Consider the following 16,621-nt stretch of genomic DNA (forward strand, 5'->3'; position numbering starts at 1 on the left):
CTCATTGGGCTTGCAGCGTGGTCGGCCATAAAAAATATAACAAATACAGCACCCTATAGATTTTTACCCTGCCCTGGCACGGTCGTTGCTTTGATGGATGTGCGATCTCGCAGATCGTTTCATCCGGCTCATATGCCACGTCTGTCACCAGGAGAATTACCTTGAGTACCGAAACCGTCACCACGTACCTACGCCCCATCGACCGCGAAGGCCTTCTGAAGTTTGCCGCCGCCGGCCGTGAAAATCCCGAGCGCAAGGGCAGCAACAAGGTCCATACGGTCATGCAGGGGCAGTTCCGCTCGTGGAGCTATGTAGGCACCCACAACCCGGTCGTCGTGGACGAGCCGGTCCATCTCTTCGGTGAAAACACGGTGCCTGCGCCGGGCGAGATCGCGCTCTCGGCGCTGGGCGGTTGCCTGAGCGTCGGCATTACGGCGGTGGCGACCTACCGCCAGGTCAAGCTTTCGCGTCTCGAAATCTTCCTGGAAGCCGACATCGGCAATACCGCCGCGTGGGGCGCTGGTGGCGCCGAACGTCAACCCGCGCAAATGGGCTTCCAGGAAATTCGTGTGAAGGTCCTCATCGAGGGCGACGCCACGCGCGAAGCGCTGGACGACATCGTCAAGCACGCCAATCACTTCTCTCCCGTTGCCAACAGCATGCGCAATCCCATCCCGTTCAGCATCGCGCTCGCGGAGTAAGCCGCAGCACGCTCCATCACACTGAATAACGGGAGTATCGCATCATGAAAGCGGTTGAATTTCCTGGCGACCGGATCGATTCGACGTGGACCGATTCCCACGTCATGGCAAACGTGACGGCCATCTCCGACGGCCCGCTCGCAGAAGCCGCGCATCGTATTGATGAGGGTCATTACCCGCTCGAAATCCTGGGGTCGCTCGGCACCGCAGGCGCGTTCGGCGCGCACCTCGAGCGAGGCGGTCGTCGGGTTGGCCTGGCGCTGGACGCTATGCGCGCTGTGAGTCGCCGTTGTGGGTCAACGGGATTTCTCACATGGGCACATGACGTCTGTGGGCTTTACATGGAGCAATCCGGCAATCCTGCGCTGACTGGCGAACTGCTCGACGATCACACGATGGGGCGTACCTTCGGGGGTACGGCGCTTTCGAACCCGATGAAAGCAATTGCCGGCATCGAAAAGATACTGCTACGCGCAGTGAAGGTGCCCGGCGGATATCAAGTTAGCGGCGCACTGCCGTGGGTAAGTCATATCGCGCCGGGACATTACTGCGGCGCCATGGCAGGCGTGTTCCGCGACGATGGCTCAGTGTCGCACGAGATCATGTTCCTGCTGAAGCTGACGCCCGAGGTCGTATTGCGCCAATGCCCGGAATTTTCGGGCATGGAAGGAACCAGCACCTGGGGCGTGCGCCTCGACAACTACTTTGTCGGCGACGCCGCAATGATCGCAGATCCTGCTCGTCCTCTCATTGCGAAGATACGTGCTGTATTTGTGTTGCTGCAAGCCGGGATGGCAATGGGCATTGCACAGGGCAGCATCGACTCTATCCGCGAAGTCGAGCCAGTCCTTGGTCACGTCAACCAATTTCTGGAAGACGGTCCGGCCGAGCTTCAGGCGGAGTACGACGAGCTGTGGAGTCGCGTCGCCAAGCTCGCGCAAACGCCATACGACGGCAGCAAAGACTATCTACTTCATGTGCTGGACGCGCGCGTACAAGGCGCGCAACTGGCATTACGTGCTGCGAATTCGGCGCTTATGCATCAGGGCGCGCGCGGCTACCTTATGAGCGCTGCGCCGCAACGCCGTATTCGCGAGGCTCAGTTCGTCGCGATCGTAACGCCTGCCATCAAGCACCTGCGTTGGGAGATGGCTCGTCTGTCGAAAGAGGAGGTCCCCGAATGAGCACCCCGACGAATTTGCCGTGGCGGCAATTCCTCTGTCGCGCCTGCGGCTTGATTTACGACGAGGCATTGGGCGATCCCGATAGCGGGCTTGAACCGGGGACGAGATTTGAGGACATTCCGGAGGACTGGGCTTGTCCGCTCTGTGGCGTTGTCAAGGCGGATTTCGAGCCTTACGAACCGTTGGAGCGCACTGCACGCTCGGACGATGCCGCGGTCGTTACGCCGACACGTGAGCTCGGCGTCGTGATCGTGGGCGGTGGCATTGCCGGTTGGAGTGCGGCAGAGGCGTTGCGTGCGCTCGACCCCGCTGTACCTATTACGCTCGTGACCGCATGCAACGGCGACAGATACCTCAAGCCGGAACTGTCCGTCGCACTCGGGCGCAGCCTGAAGCCTGCCGATCTGGTTCGGGAGTCGGCCGTCAATGCAGCTCGGCGCCTTAATGTGCGTCTGATGACAGAAACGTTTGTCGTCGGCATTTCTCCGTCCATCAAACAGGTACGTACCACGCGAGGTGCGCTTCGCTATACGAAGCTCGCGATCGCGCAGGGCGCGCGCCCTGCACTACCGGAGCAAATGCCGGCCTCGCTATGTTGGCGTGTCAATGATTTGGCGGGATGGTCGGGGATTCAGGCACGCCTGGATGGCGCGAAAAAGACCGTTGCGATCGTCGGTGCCGGGATGATTGGGTGCGAACTCGCGGAGGATTTTGCGCGTGCAGGCCATGCCGTGTCGCTAATCGATATCAACCTCGGCCCGCTGGCCAGTCTGGTTCCGGCGGTCGTCTCTGACAGGCTCCTGACGGGCCTACAGGATGCGGGTGTCAGATTCTTGGGGGGGCGTCGCATCGAGAGGATCGAGAAAGCGGACAACGGCCAAAGGATCATTCAAATGCAAGGCGGCGAGCAAATTCGCGTTGATGAAGTCGTCGCTGCGACGGGGCTCGTCACTGAGACCCGCCTCGCGAAAATGGCCGGGCTCGCGTTTGATCGAGGCATCGTAATCGATCCGCACACGATGCAGACAAGCATCGAAGACATTTATGCGATTGGCGATTGCATCAGCGTTGCCGGCGTGCCATGCCGATTCATCGAGCCGATCGTGCGGCAAGCGGGGGCGCTTTCGCATCACGTGCTCAACCGCGAGCATGCCGGTTATGTTCACAGCACGCCGCTGATTCGTCTGAAAACGAAGGCATTCCCCATCGTTATCCACGGCGTCCCGAGCGCCAAGGGTACGTGGGGTGCTCCCGATGATCGAGAGGGTCAGATTCGGATTGAGCAGCGCCTCGATGGTCGAGTCATTGCCCGCATCGAAGCGGGTTTCGCACAGCAGCGGCTTGTCGCTTGAATGCCTTGCTGCCCGTAGGGCGGCTAACCCGAGTCCGAATCAAACCAGGTGCGTCGAACATGAAAGATGAAAATCCGTATCGTCCGTATAGCGCAGACCACTCGCTGGAGCGCTGCTCATGCGGCATGCACGCCAGTCAGGACGAACACGATGCCCGCAGCGGCGTTGTCGCTCGCCCCCCAGTGCACGATGAAGACGTCCAGTCGCGCCATTTCCTCGAAATGGTGGCTGTCAGGGCGCTGTTCCCCCACGACGCGCTGCGCCGGCGATTCCTTCGCGCGGTCGGCATCAACGCCGCGCGTGCCGCCATTGCCAGCGTGCTCCCATTGGCCGACCTTCAGGCGATGGCGGAAGAAAGGCGTCCTCTGGAGAAGAAGGACCTGAAGATAGGTTTCATCCCGATCAACTGCGCCACACCGCTGATCATGGCGGATCCCATGGGCTTCTATCGGGAGCAGGGTCTCAACGTCTCGCTTCGCAAGACGGCCGGTTGGGCGCTGGTTCGAGACCAGATGCTTAATCACGAGCTCGACGCGTCGCATTTCCTGGCACCGATGCCGCTCGCTATTTCCATGGGGCTTGGGTCTTCCGCCCAGCCCATGCGAGTCGCAGCTATTCAGAACGTCAACGGCCAGGCCATCACGTTGGCGCTGAAGCATAAGGACAACCGGGACCCGAAGCACTGGAAGGGCTTCAAGTTCGCCATTCCGTTCGAGTATTCCATGCACAACTTCCTGCTCCGCTACTACCTGGCGGAGCATGGACTTGACCCCGACCGTGATGTTCAGCTCCGCGTGACTCCGCCTGCGGAAATGATCGCCAATCTGAGGGCCGGCAACATTGATGGGTTCCTCGGACCGGATCCCTTCAATCAACGTGCGGTGTATGACCAGGTGGGTTTCATTCACATCTTGTCGCGCGACATCTGGGACGGGCACCCGTGCTGTGCGTTCGGTGTAGCGCAGGGCTTCATTGACCAGAACCCGAACACATTCGTGGCGTTATACCGTGCGTTGCTGAAGGCGTCCGCGAGCGCTCACAAGTTAGAGAACCGTCCTGCGATCGCGCGCGCCATCGCGACGCCAAACTATCTGAACCAGCCGGAATCGGTCATTCTGCAAGCGCTCAGTGGCCACTACGCCGATGGGCTCGGAAATGTGCGTGATCAGCCAGATCGAACGGATTTTCAACCGCTTCCGTGGTACTCGATGGCCACCTGGATGCTCACGCAAATGCAGAGGTGGGGCTACATCAAGAAGCAAATTTCCTACGATGACCTTGCCAAGAAGGTGTTCTTGCTTACAGATGCAAGTGCGCAAATGAAGGCACTGGGGCAGGAAGTCGACCACGATGCGTTGGCTGGCGGGATGCGGAAATTCTCAGTGATGGGCCGTGAATACGACCCTGCCAACCCGGCCAAATACCTTGCAAGTTTTGCGATCAGGCGGACCTGATTCAAAGGATATGAGATGAAGTCTTCAATTCGATTGCAAGCTGCACTGGTGTCACTTGCCATGGTTGCGATTTTTCTCGTTTGCTGGCAATTCGCGACAACGGCGGGGAAGCAGGCCCAGCACGCGCCAATGACTGCGGAGCAAAAAGAGTATGCACAGTTGATGGGACAGACGCCCGACGACCCATCGTCGGAGCCGAAGAGCGACGGTTTCCCCACACCCGCACAGTTCTTTTCCGTCGCGGCGCAGAACCTCGCGCACCCATTTTACGATCATGGTCCCAATGACAAAGGAATCGGCATTCAATTGGGCCATTCCCTTCTGCGTGTCGCCGGCGGCTATCTACTCGCCGTCATCGTGTCGATCCCTTTGGGTTTCTTGATTGGCATGTCTCCGCTGCTCTATCGCGCTTTTGATCCATTCATTCAGTTGCTCAAGCCGATCTCTCCGCTCGCGTGGATGCCAATCGCGCTATACACGATCAAAGACGCCTCTGTCTCTGCAATTTTCGTGATTTTCATCTGCTCGCTATGGCCAATGCTGATCAATACCGCGTTCGGCGTGGCGAACGTAAGACGTGAGTGGCTAAACGTTGCCCGCACTCTCGAAGTCTCGCCGTTGCGCAAGGCGATGCAGATTGTCTTGCCCGCCGCTGCACCGACCATCATCACCGGCATGCGTATCTCGATGGGGATTGCGTGGCTTGTCATCGTGGCTGCCGAGATGCTGGTCGGCGGAACGGGCGTCGGCTATTTCCTATGGAACCAGTGGAACAATCTTTCGCTGACAAATGTCCTGTTTGCGGTGCTCGTCATCGGCGTGGTTGGGATGCTGCTTGATCAACTTTTTGCCCGCCTGCAAAAGAAGGTGACCTATGCAGAGTAATGACAATCGCGCCGCAAGCGGCAGTGCTTTCATTGAGGTCGACAACCTCTCGAAACGCTATCGCGCAGATCTTCCGCCGGTCTTCGAAGACGTGACATTCAAGATTGATCGTGGCGAGTTCATTTGCGTAATTGGTCACTCCGGCTGCGGAAAGAGCACGATTTTGAACGTACTCGGAGGGCTTGAGCAGGCGAGCGGTGGCGGGGCCGTCATGGGCGGGAGAGAGATTGCAGGCCCGAGCCTCGATCGGGGGGTCGTGTTCCAAGGTCATGCGTTGCTGCCCTGGCTCACCGCGAAGCAGAACGTCGAATTCGCCGTTCGCTCCCGGTATCCGGATTGGACGCGTCAGCAAATCGACGAGTGCGCAATGCGCTTCCTCGATATGGTCGGCCTCACGCGCGCGATCGACAAAAAACCATCGGAGCTATCGGGCGGCATGCGCCAGCGAGTGGGGATCGCTCGCGCATTCTCCGTCGCACCAAAGATGCTTCTGATGGACGAGCCGTTCGGGGCACTCGATGCGCTGACGCGTGGTGTTATCCAGGATGAACTTCTGCGCATCTGTCTGGCGACTCATCAGACCGTTTTCATGATCACGCACGATGTCGACGAAGCGATCCTGCTTGCTGATCGAATCTTCTTGATGAGTAACGGGCCGCGCGCGCGCCTTGCGGAAATTGTGGTGAACACGATGCCACGGGAGCGAACGCGAGAGACGCTTGTCCACGATCCGCAGTTCTACAGGATTCGAAACTATCTTATCGATTTTCTGGTGAGACGCTCCGCCACGATTCAACAGGATATCGAACATGGTCGTGAAACGCATCAAACGACGCAAATTGTTCGTCCAGGCTTATCTCAGGACAACGTTACGGAGCTTGATCAAGGCCGCGCGCTCCGCATGGGCAATACGGCTTAATTTTCCAGTGGTAGTTTTTTTGAGGATAGTCACATGATTTCGAGTCGCACACAGGTTACCGAGATGATCGTCTCGGCGAAGGTACGCAAGGGCCTCAAGTGGGCAGATGTTGCGGATAAAGTCGGCATGGCCAAGGAGTGGACGACTGCCGCATGCCTCGGTCAAATGCAGTTGAGCAAGGAGCAAGCTGCCGTCGTCGGTGAGATCTTCGAGCTTTCCGACGAGGCCATCGCATGGCTGCAGATCGTTCCGTATAAGGGATCACTGCCGACGGCGGTTCCGACGGACCCGCTGATCTACCGCTGGTACGAGTTGGTGAACGTCTATGGCACGACCATCAAGGAACTGATCCACGAAGAATTCGGGGACGGCATCATGAGTGCCATCGACTTCTCGATGGACATCCAGCGTCAGGCGGACGCGAAGGGCGATCGCGTCAACGTGGTGCTTTCCGGCAAATTTCTGCCATACAAGGCCTACTGACCGGCTGGCGGAAATGCCTATGACGCTCACCGGGGCCATCTAAGGCCTGGCCATCGGCGCCGTGCCCGGCTTGACTGGAACTGGCGCGTGATGGCCGGGCACTAAGTGCGCAATCGACGCTGCGATAAAGCGAAGTCCACGAAGTGAATTTTGCGGAACAAGAATACGGCGGATTTCCGGAACGCAAAATCGCTGAAAGCCTTGTGGCGGAAAGCAGCCGGAGTCGAACCGACCTGGGAGCGGCTGACGCCCCCAACCGGGTTTGAAGCCCGGCCGCATCACCGGATACGGATGCCTTCCTTCGGACAACGCAATGTGACTGACTAAATCGTCGTGCACGCGCTCAGGCATCGCTTGAATCACCTGAGTTCGGCATCCCGACTACTTTACGCCGCGCCCCATTCCGCCCCGGGGCGGCGCACATGCCAATCGCCAACGCGGCGAGTATATCCCGCACGATCGAAGAACTCCAGAATCTGGATCGCACGCTTGCGCCCCAGGCCCGTCGTGTCGCGAAACGCAGCGGCTTCCACCTTGCCGCCGGCGTCGGCGATCATGCCGGCGAGTGTCTGGACACAAGCGTCGTCGTAGAACAGATCCTTCACGATCTGATGCACTCGTCCCTGTCTCGCAAGCTTGCGCAATACCGCACGCACCCGCTCTTCAGGCACGTTCAGCGAACGCCCCATGTCCCTCACCCACGGCGGATCGAAACGACCCTGCACCACCAGCGGCAGCAGCGCGTCAGCCAACGCCGTCTCGTCATCCGTCATTTCCACACGGTGCGCCGGCAGATGCCACCACGCCCCGGTACGGGCCAGCGCTCCGTCGCGCAACATGGCCTGCACGAAGGCGCGCCAACGCCACGCATCCATCGACGGCCACGTCATGCGGCCCAGCCGTGCAGCATCGAGTCCCGGCTCGTCCGGCTGGCGCGCGTGATAGTCGCGCAGCACATCGAGCACGCGTGTGCGCACGGTGTCCCACGCCTGAGGGGCAAACGCGAGCGATTCCCCCTCCCCTCCCGCCAGCACCACCGCATTCGCCGGCCACTGCCATTGCCCCGCCGGCAACCCGGTGAGCGCAATGACCTGCTCGCTCGTCAGTCCAAACGCGGCCTGCGCGAGTAGTGCATCCAATCCTTCGCCATCGAGCGCGCGCGCCACGGCGTCGAGCCACGCCAACCGCGCCGCCGACCGACGCCTGCGCTCCGGCGCCGCAGGGTCAAGCACCCGCCCGCCACCCACCGTTGCCGTCGCCTGCGGATTGCGCACGATGAAGCGGTCGCCCGGCATCGTGCACACCGGCGTATCGAAGACCAATTGCACGCGCATTGTGCCACCGGGGGCCAGCGTGTCCCCTTCCAGCAATACCGTGCGGGCCTGCCCATGCGTCGTGCCCACATGCACATGCAGCGGAAACCATTGCGTGAGTGGCGCACTGTCTTCAAGCCAGTGCAGTTCGACATCCACATGCGTCGACGGCCCCGGCAATCCCGCCGCCACGATCCAGTTGCCCCGCCGAAGCTGGTCGCGCTCCACCCCCGCCAGATTCAGCGCACAACGCTCCCCGGCGCGCCCCGCCTCCACCGGACGGTTCTGCGCATGCACGCTGCGCACCCGCACCGGCAATCCCTGCGGCATCACGGTGAGGTTGTCCCCCACGCGCACCGTGCCAGCGAACGCCGTGCCGGTCACGACCGTACCATGGCCTGCCAGCGTGAAGACACGATCGACGGCGAGACGAAACAATGCGTCCTCGCGACGCGCCGCATTGCCGGACGAGTGCAATGCCTGCGCCGCCTGCGTAAGCCGCTCGCGCAGCACCGCCACGCCCGTGTCGCCCGGCGTCGTCGCTGACACCGGCACCGTCTCGGCCTCGGCGAACGGCGTGTTCGCGAGCCATTGCGAAATCTCCTGGGTCACAGCGGCCAGCCGCGCCGCGTCGACGCGATCCGCTTTCGATAGCGCGACCACGCCACGCCTCACCCCCAGCATCGAAAGAATGGCGAGATGCTCGCGCGTCTGCGGCATGATGCCGTCGTCCGCCGCAATCACGAGCAGCGCGAAATCAATGCCGACGGCCCCCGCGGCCATCGTGTGAATCAGCTTTTCATGGCCGGGAACATCGATGAATCCCAACACCTCGCCATCCGGCAACGGGGTGTAGGCATACCCCAATTCGATGGAAATGCCGCGCGCCTTTTCTTCTTTCAGACGATCCGTGTCGACCCCGGTCAACGCGCGAACGAGACTCGTCTTGCCATGATCGATGTGACCGGCGGTGCCCACGATCATGCGCGAAGCTCCGAAAACTGCAACGCCAGACGCGCTTCGTCAGTCGCTTCGAGACATCGCAGATCGAGCCATAGCGTTTGATCGGCAATCCGGCCGATCACCGGATACGGCAGCGCGCGCAATGCCGCTTCAAGCGCCGCCAGCGCACGACCGCTGCCGCGCTTTGCGCCACCGGCCGGCACGATCGCCAGGCCATAACTCGGGAGCTGCTCGACCGGTAGCGCGCCGCTGCCGATCTGGCTCACCATCGGCGCGGCGCTCACGGTATAGGCATCGCCCAACGACTGCGCGAGCACCGGCGCCAGACGCTGCGCCTGCGCCATCATGTCGTCGCGCGTACGCGTGAGCAGCCGCAATGTGGTGAGCCGCTCGGCCAGATGATCGGGATCGCGATAGAGCCGCAGCACGGGTTCCAGCGCCGCAAGCGTGAGCTTGCCCACGCGCAGCGCGCGCTTGAGCGGATGCTTCTTGATCCGTGCGATGAGATCCTTGCGCCCGACGATCATGCCCGCTTGCGGACCGCCCAGCAGCTTGTCGCCGGAGAACGTCACGAGATCGGCGCCGGCGGCGATCGTCTCCTGCACCGTGGTCTCGTGCGGCAGCCCCCAGCGCTCCAGCGGCGTCAGGGTGCCGCTGCCGAGATCGACCGCCACCGGTACGCCATGCGGCTTCGCAATCTGCACGACCTCCGCGACGTCGACACTCTTGGTGAAGCCGGTGACCGCGTAATTGCTGCAATGGACCTTCATCAGCAAGGCCGTCTTCTCGCCGATGGCATTACGATAGTCGGCCGCATGCGTACGGTTGGTCGTGCCCACTTCGACAAGCTTCGCGCCCGCGTGCGTCATGATGTCGGGAATCCGAAACGCACCGCCGATTTCCACCAGCTCGCCGCGTGACACCACGACGTCGCGACGCTTGGCAAGCGTCGCCAGCATCAGCAGTACTGCCGCCGCGTTGTTGTTCACCACCGTCGCCGCCTCACCGCCCGTCAATTCGCACAGCACGGGCGCGACGAGATCGTCGCGGTCGCCGCGTCCGCCCGTTGCGAGATCGAATTCGAGGTTGGCCGGCGCCGTGAGCGCTTGCATGACCGCTTCCACGGCAACCTCGGGCAGCAACGCTCTCCCGAGGTTCGTATGCAGCACCGTGCCAGTGAGATTGAAGACGGGACGCAGCGTCGCCCGGTTGCGCTCGGTCAGCGCGCGGGTCACACGTGCCCCGAAACGAGCCGGGACCAGGGTGTCATGTGTCAGCGTGCCCGCAAGCGCCGCCGCGCGGCACGCGTCGAGATCGCGACGCAACGCGTCGGTCACCTGCGTGCGACCGAAGTCGGCCAACGCTGCCTGAAAGTCGGACATCCCCAGCAGCCGGTCTAGCGACGGGAGATCCGCCGCCCCTGCAAACTCAAGATCGTGCTCGGCCATCCGCACCCCCGCAATCCCTTAAGCCGTTTCGGTGTTCTGCCAGAGCAACGGATTGCCATTGGCGCGCGCGTACCCCGCTTCGCCCATCAGCACGTCGAGGGCCAGGCTCGCGAGATCGTCGGCAACCGGCTCCACGAACGGATCCTTGTCCTGGTAGAAGATCTTGCGATAGCTATGACAGTCGTCGCACGACTCTGCCCGGATCGGGGATGACGCCACGCGTTTGGCCGCGTCGTCGAACGCCGGACGACCATCGGCACCCCTGACAACGTCCCCTCCGACATGTGCCGCCTGCAGGTCCGCCCCCGATGCCGCCGCATCCCCTGTTTTGTCGAGCACGTGATAAGCGACATGCTGGCTCGCTTCGCAATGTGTGCATTTCACGCGAACCATATGCCACTCGGTCGAGCACAGCCCGCACGCGAGATAACGATAGCCCTCATGCGCTCCGCCAATGCGCACGACGCTCGCCACCGGCAGCGTGCCGCACATGGGACAGACGTTGGGGACGTCGAGCATCGGCACGTCGCCCGCGTCGAACGTGCTTGCCACGCCCGTCCAGAGCACTTGCAACGCCGCCGTCAGGAACGGCGCGCTGGCGGCATCGACGCCCTTGCCATGCCCGGCGAGCAACGATTGCGCGGCCGAGTCGAGCGCGGCCGGACTGGAGGCACGAACGCGTTCAAGCACAGCGCGTACCGGCGCGGGCAAGTCCGGCTGTGCCGACATGGCATCGAGCAACCGCGCGAGCAGCGGCTGCCATCGGCCCGCGTCGTATCCCCCGTTCGCGGGCACGAGCGGCATGCAGTGCAATTGCGCCTGCTCGATCGACTCGGCCGTCGGACGCTCCGCCTGAAAAGTGTCGAGCACGCGCTGCTGTGCGTCGACCAGCGACGCCATGAGGCGCAGGTAGTCGCCGAGTGGATGGCCGTCGGCCAGTTGACGCAGTCGTGCCGCGCGCGCCGAGAAAACTTCGGCGCGTTGCGGCATGCGTAGACGGGGGATGGCGGTCCGATCGAGCGACTCGATCTGTCCGGGTTCAAGGATACGTTGCAAGGTAGCCGGCCTCGTAAGAGCGCCCGGCCACCGGGGCCGGACTCATTTGTTGAGCTGCTTGTACCAGGCGCGATGGTGCTTCCACGCCCAGCCGCGGGTGACGGTGCCGCGCGTCATCGCGCGCACGGAACCCTTGATCCAGATCGCGGCATAGATATGCGTAATGATGCCGCAAATCAACACGAATGCACACACCGCATGCACGTCGGAAGCCAGACGAATCACCCCGATCGGGAAGTAGAACGCGAAGTAGGCGCGCCAGATCACGACGCCCGAGAGCAACAACCCGATCATGCACAACACCATCACGTAGAAAAGCAGCTTCTGGCCGGCGTTGTAGCGCCCGACTTCCGGCAGATTCTCTTCGCGATTGTTCAGCACGTCGCCGATTTTCTTCATCCACTCGGTGTCGCGCGATTCGAACCGGTTGTAGCGCGCGAGCCGCAAGGCGAGGCACACGAAGGTGACGAACATCACCAGCCCGACAAACGGATGCAGAATCCGCGTCCACGATCCACCACCGAACAGCGTGGCAAGCCAGAACATCGACGGATGGAACAGCGCGAGCCCCGAGAGCGCGAGCAGAATGAACGTGCCCGCGACAATCCAGTGGTTGATGCGCTGCCCGGCACTGTAGCGCTCGATCAGATCGTCCTTGTCCGCCTGACGATCACTGCGTTCGTTCGACATGGTCAGACCTCCTCGTGCGTGGCGACGCCCTTCTGGCCATCGGGACCGCTACCCTTGCGGGATGCGTCGTAGCGGCGGGCCGCCGCCTCATCGTCCTCGGTCGTCTCGTTCGGACCGGTCTTGATGTAGTGGAAGAACCCGGCGAGCGCCGTCAGCGCCATGGCGGCCACGCCCAACGGCTTGGCGATGCCCTTCCAGAGCGTCACCATCGGACTGATGCGCGGATTGTCCGGCAGACCGTGATACAGCGACGGCTTATCAGCGTGATGAAGCACATACATCACGTGCGTGCCGCCGACCCCCGCCGGATCGTAAAGCCCGGCGTTCTCGAACCCCCGCGACTTCAGGTCTTCGATGCGCTCGGCCGCCTGATCGTTCATGGCGTCCTTGGTGCCGAACAGGATCGCGCCGGTCGGGCACGTCTTCACGCACGCCGGCTCCAGCCCCACCGACACCCGGTCGGAACACAAGGTACATTTGTACGCCTTGTGATCCTTCTGCGAGATACGCGGGATGTTGAACGGACATCCGGTGATGCAGTACCCACAGCCGATGCACGCCTCTTCATGAAAGTCGACGATGCCGTTGGCGTATTGCACGATGGCCCCCGGCGACGGGCATGCCTTCAGGCAGCCCGGGTCCTCGCAATGCATGCAGCCGTCCTTGCGGATCAGCCACTCGAGGTCGCCCTTCGGGTTCTCGTACTCGGTGAAGCGCATGAGCGTCCAAGAATCGGCCGTCAGGTCCGCCGGGTTGTCGTACACGCCGACGTTCGTGCCGACCTCGTCGCGCAGGTCGTTCCACTCCATGCACGCCGTCTGGCAGGCCTTGCAGCCGATGCATTTCGACGTATCGATAAGCTTGGCAACGTCCCCCGTGTGCGACTCGCGCACGGAGGGCGAGGGCAGCGTGGTGGCCGAGCGCCGTTTGATATCCAGAGATTGCAATGCCATGGCGCCCCCTTATGCCTTCTCGACTTTCACCAGGAACGACTTGAACTCGGGTGTCTGCGAATTGGCGTCGCCCACGATGGGCGTCAGCGTATTCGCGAGGAACCCGGGCTTGGTCAATCCCTTGAAGCCCCAGTGAATCGGAATGCCCACATGGTGAATCGTCTTGCCGTCCACCTTGAGCGCGCGAATGCGCTTGGTCACAACCGCCCGGGCCTTGATGAAGCCGCGATTGGACGAGACCTTGACCGTATCGCCCGCCACCACACCGATCTCCTTCGCGAGCGCCTCGCCGATCTCGACGAATTGCTCGGGCTGGATGATCGAATTGAGCAGCGCGTGCTTGGTCCAGTAGTGGAAGTGCTCGGTCAGACGGTATGTCGTGGCCACATAGGGGAACTTGTCGGCGGTGCCCATCACGGCCAGATCGTCCGGGAACACGCGGGCGCCCGGATTGCTCGTGGCCTTCGGTTGCTTCGGATGCAGCGGGTTGTAGCCCAGCGGCGTCTCGAACGGCTCGTAATGTTCGGGGAACGGCCCTTCGGCCATGGCTCCCTTCGCGAAGAAGCGCGCCACGCCCTCGGGGTTCATGATGAACGGACTCATGCCAAGCGCCGGATCCTCGTCGACCTTGAAGTCCGGCACGTCCGCCCCGGTCCAGATCTTGCCGTTCCACCACACCAGCTTGTGCTTCGGATTGAACGGCTTGCCCGCAAGATCGGACGACGCGCGGTTGTACAGAATGCGACGGTTCGCCGGCCACGACCATGCCCAGTTCAGCGTCTGCCCGATGCCGGTCGGATCGCTGTTGTCGCGCCGCGCCATCTGATTGCCCGCCTGCGTCCACGCGCCGGCGAAGATCCAGCAGCCCGACGACGTACTGCCGTCGTCCTTCAGTTCGGCGAAACCCGCCAGTTGTTCGCCGGCCTTGCGGGTGACCTTGGTCGGATCCTTCGGATCGACGAGGTCCCTGAGCGCCCGACCGTTGTACTCCTTGGCAAGTTCTTCGGGCGACGGGCGCTCCGGCTGGGCGTACGGCCACGACAGGTTGACGATCGGATCGGGGAATTTACCCCCCTGCGTCTTGTACATCTCCCGCAGGCGCAGGAACAGTCCCGTCATGATCTCGATGTCTGTGCGCGCCTCGCCCGGCGGCTCGGCACCCTTCCAGTGCCACTGCAACCAGCGCCCCGAGTTGACCAGCGCACCGTCTTCCTCAGCGAAGCACGTGGTCGGCAAGCGGAACACTTCCGTCTGAATCTTGCTGGAGTCGACGTTGTTGTGCTCGCCGAAGTTCTTCCAGAACTCCGACGTTTCCGTCGCCAACGGATCCATGATGACGAGGAACTTGAGCTTGGCGAGTGCCTGATCCCACTTGAACTTGCCCGGCGCTGCCGCGAGCGGGTTGAACCCCTGTGCGAGGTAGCCCGTCATCTTGCCCTGGTTCATCAACTCGAGCACCTGCAGCAGGTCGTAGGGCTTGTCGAGCTTGGGCAGATAGTCGTAGCCCCAGTGGTTCTCGGCCGTGGCCGCGTCGCCCCACCACGACTTCATCAGGCTTACGTAGAACTTCGGATAGTTCTGCCAGTAGCTGAGCTGGTTCGGACGCAGCGGCTTTTGCGTGCGTGCCGTCAGGTATTGCTCCACGGTCTGCTCGGCCTGCTTGGGCAACGTCATGTAGCCCGGCAGCAAGTCGGTCATCAGCCCCAGGTCGGTCAGGCCCTGAATGTTCGAATGACCCCGCAGCGCATTCATGCCGCCGCCCGCCACCCCGATATTGCCCAGCAACAGTTGCACCATCGCGCCGGTACGAATCATCTGCGAGCCGATCGAGTGCTGCGTCCAGCCCAGCGCGTACATGATGGTCATCGTGCGCGTCGGAGTGGAACACTCGGCGATCTGCTTGTAGATCTGGTCGATCTTGTCGGCGGGCGTGCCGCACACGCGCTCGACCATCTCGAGGGTATAGCGCGAGTAGTGCTGCTTCATCAACTGAAACACCGTGCGCGGGTGTTGCAGCGTCGGGTCGGTGAGAACGTATCCGTCCGCGCCCTTCTGGTAGTCCCAGGTGCTGCGGTCGTACGTGCGCTTCTCGGCGTTGTAACCCGAGTAGATGCCGTCTTCGAACGCGAATTCGTCTTTCACGAGGAACGTGAAGTCGGTGTAGTTCTTGACGTATTCGTGCTGGATCTTGTCGTTCGTGAGCAGGTAATGGATCAACCCGCCGAGGAAGACGATATCCGTGCCGGAACGGATCGGGGCGTAGACATCCGCGACCGATGCCGAACGGTTGAAGCGCGGGTCGACCACGATCAGGCGCGCGTTGTTGTGCGCCTTGGCCTCGGTGACCCATTTGAAACCGCATGGGTGCGCCTCGGCCGCGTTGCCGCCCATGATGAGAACCAGATCCGCGTTCTTGATGTCGACCCAATGGTTCGTCATCGCACCGCGGCCAAACGTCGGGGCAAGACCTGCCACCGTCGGGCCGTGTCAGACACGTGCCTGGTTGTCGAATCCCAGCATCCCGGTACTGCGGATGACTTTGTGCGTGATATAGCCGACTTCGTTGCTCGACGCGGACGCCGCCAACATGCCCGTCGTGAGCCAGCGGTTGACGGTCAGGCCGTCATCCGTCTTCTCGACGAAATTGGCGTCGCGATCGTCCTTCATCAGCTTGGCGATGCGATCGAGCGCATCGTCCCAGGAAATCCGCTCCCACTTGTCGGAACCGGGCTTGCGGTACTCCGGGTGCGTGAGACGGTTCGGGCTGTGGATGAAGTCGATGAGGCTCGCCCCCTTCGGACACAAAGTGCCGCGATTGACCGGGTGGTCGGGGTCGCCTTCGATGTGGAAAATACTCTTCCGCGCATTCTTCGCCCCGTCGCCATAGCTGTACATCAGCAGGCCGCAGGCCACGGAACAGTAGGGACAGGTATTGCGGGTTTCCGTCGCTCGCGCCAGCTTGAACTGGCGGACTTCCGCCAGTGCCGCATCGGGCGCGAACCCGAGCATTGCCAGGCTGGACCCGGCCAATGTTGCGCCACTCACTTTCAGGAACTGGCGCCTCGACATATTCAGCATGGGGGAAATCTCCTCAAATATTCGAAAACTTTGCGGGAGTTCGTTGAGTATAGAGCAAACCATTGCGGTTTTCCGTGACTTAGCACAAACCATGCCGAATGTTGCGCCGCAGCGCACAATGCAGGAACTTCCTCAACAATTT

13 protein-coding genes and 1 tRNA gene are annotated in these 16,621 nt (G+C 61.9%); 7 read left to right on the forward strand and 7 right to left on the reverse strand.

Going from position 1 to position 16,621, the window contains the following annotated elements; all coding sequences use genetic code 11:
- Window positions 1-161 precede the first annotated feature (161 nt).
- Genes PanNE5_RS22545 through cynS form a run of 7 tightly spaced genes read left to right on the forward strand, consistent with a single transcriptional unit; the run spans window position 162 to window position 6,978 of the window.
- Window positions 162-701 carry an OsmC family protein gene (locus PanNE5_RS22545; protein ID WP_017232437.1) on the forward strand — a complete coding sequence of 180 codons (540 nt, stop codon included), beginning with the start codon at window positions 162-164 and terminating at the stop codon, window positions 699-701.
- Window positions 702-745: 44 nt separating this feature from the next.
- The gene (locus PanNE5_RS22550) at window positions 746-1,885 is read left to right on the forward strand and encodes an acyl-CoA dehydrogenase family protein (RefSeq protein WP_017232438.1); all 1,140 of its coding nucleotides are present in this window, start codon (window positions 746-748) and stop codon (window positions 1,883-1,885) included.
- The gene (locus PanNE5_RS22560) at window positions 1,882-3,237 is read left to right on the forward strand and encodes an FAD-dependent oxidoreductase (RefSeq protein ID WP_017232439.1); all 1,356 of its coding nucleotides are present in this window, start codon (window positions 1,882-1,884) and stop codon (window positions 3,235-3,237) included. The genes PanNE5_RS22550 and PanNE5_RS22560 overlap by 4 nt, the downstream gene beginning before the upstream one ends.
- 59 nt (window positions 3,238-3,296) lie before the next feature.
- Entirely contained in the window at window positions 3,297-4,691 is a 1,395-nt protein-coding gene (locus tag PanNE5_RS22565; RefSeq protein ID WP_026131681.1) for a CmpA/NrtA family ABC transporter substrate-binding protein, read from the forward strand.
- Window positions 4,692-4,706: 15 nt separating this feature from the next.
- On the forward strand, window positions 4,707-5,576 hold the full coding sequence (gene ntrB, locus PanNE5_RS22570) for a nitrate ABC transporter permease (RefSeq protein ID WP_017232441.1): 870 nt from the start codon (window positions 4,707-4,709) through the stop codon (window positions 5,574-5,576).
- The gene (locus tag PanNE5_RS22575) at window positions 5,566-6,495 is read left to right on the forward strand and encodes an ABC transporter ATP-binding protein (RefSeq protein ID WP_017232442.1); all 930 of its coding nucleotides are present in this window, start codon (window positions 5,566-5,568) and stop codon (window positions 6,493-6,495) included. Before ntrB ends, PanNE5_RS22575 begins: the two co-directional genes overlap by 11 nt.
- 33 nt (window positions 6,496-6,528) lie before the next feature.
- Window positions 6,529-6,978 carry a cyanase gene (cynS, locus tag PanNE5_RS22580; protein WP_017232443.1) on the forward strand — a complete coding sequence of 150 codons (450 nt, stop codon included), beginning with the start codon at window positions 6,529-6,531 and terminating at the stop codon, window positions 6,976-6,978.
- 204 nt (window positions 6,979-7,182) lie between these two features.
- Here cynS and PanNE5_RS22585 read toward each other — a convergent pair.
- From PanNE5_RS22585 to fdnG, 7 genes are all read right to left on the reverse strand, one after another.
- Window positions 7,183-7,278, reverse strand: a tRNA-Sec gene (locus tag PanNE5_RS22585).
- 86 nt (window positions 7,279-7,364) lie between these two features.
- Window positions 7,365-9,275, reverse strand: a complete 1,911-nt coding sequence (gene selB / locus PanNE5_RS22590; RefSeq protein WP_261938856.1) for a selenocysteine-specific translation elongation factor — start codon at window positions 9,273-9,275, stop codon at window positions 7,365-7,367.
- A complete protein-coding gene (gene selA / locus PanNE5_RS22595; protein ID WP_261938857.1) occupies window positions 9,272-10,702 on the reverse strand; it encodes an L-seryl-tRNA(Sec) selenium transferase in 1,431 nt (476 codons plus the stop codon). The genes selB and selA overlap by 4 nt, the downstream gene beginning before the upstream one ends.
- A gap of 18 nt (window positions 10,703-10,720) precedes the next feature.
- Window positions 10,721-11,692 (reverse strand): formate dehydrogenase accessory protein FdhE, encoded by a 972-nt coding sequence (fdhE, locus tag PanNE5_RS22600; RefSeq protein WP_261939894.1) that lies wholly within the window; start codon window positions 11,690-11,692, stop codon window positions 10,721-10,723.
- A 108-nt stretch (window positions 11,693-11,800) separates the two neighbouring features.
- A complete protein-coding gene (locus tag PanNE5_RS22605; protein ID WP_261938858.1) occupies window positions 11,801-12,448 on the reverse strand; it encodes a formate dehydrogenase subunit gamma in 648 nt (215 codons plus the stop codon).
- Between the two features lie 2 nt (window positions 12,449-12,450).
- Window positions 12,451-13,401 (reverse strand): formate dehydrogenase subunit beta, encoded by a 951-nt coding sequence (gene fdxH / locus PanNE5_RS22610; RefSeq protein ID WP_261938859.1) that lies wholly within the window; start codon window positions 13,399-13,401, stop codon window positions 12,451-12,453.
- Between the two features lie 9 nt (window positions 13,402-13,410).
- Window positions 13,411-16,479 carry a formate dehydrogenase-N subunit alpha gene (gene fdnG, locus PanNE5_RS22615; protein ID WP_157211364.1) on the reverse strand — a complete coding sequence of 1,023 codons (3,069 nt, stop codon included), beginning with the start codon at window positions 16,477-16,479 and terminating at the stop codon, window positions 13,411-13,413.
- Window positions 16,480-16,621 lie beyond the last annotated feature (142 nt).

The sequence above is a fragment of the Pandoraea sp. NE5 genome (genome assembly GCF_024363545.1).
Classification (GTDB): Bacteria; Pseudomonadota; Gammaproteobacteria; order Burkholderiales; family Burkholderiaceae; genus Pandoraea; species Pandoraea cepalis.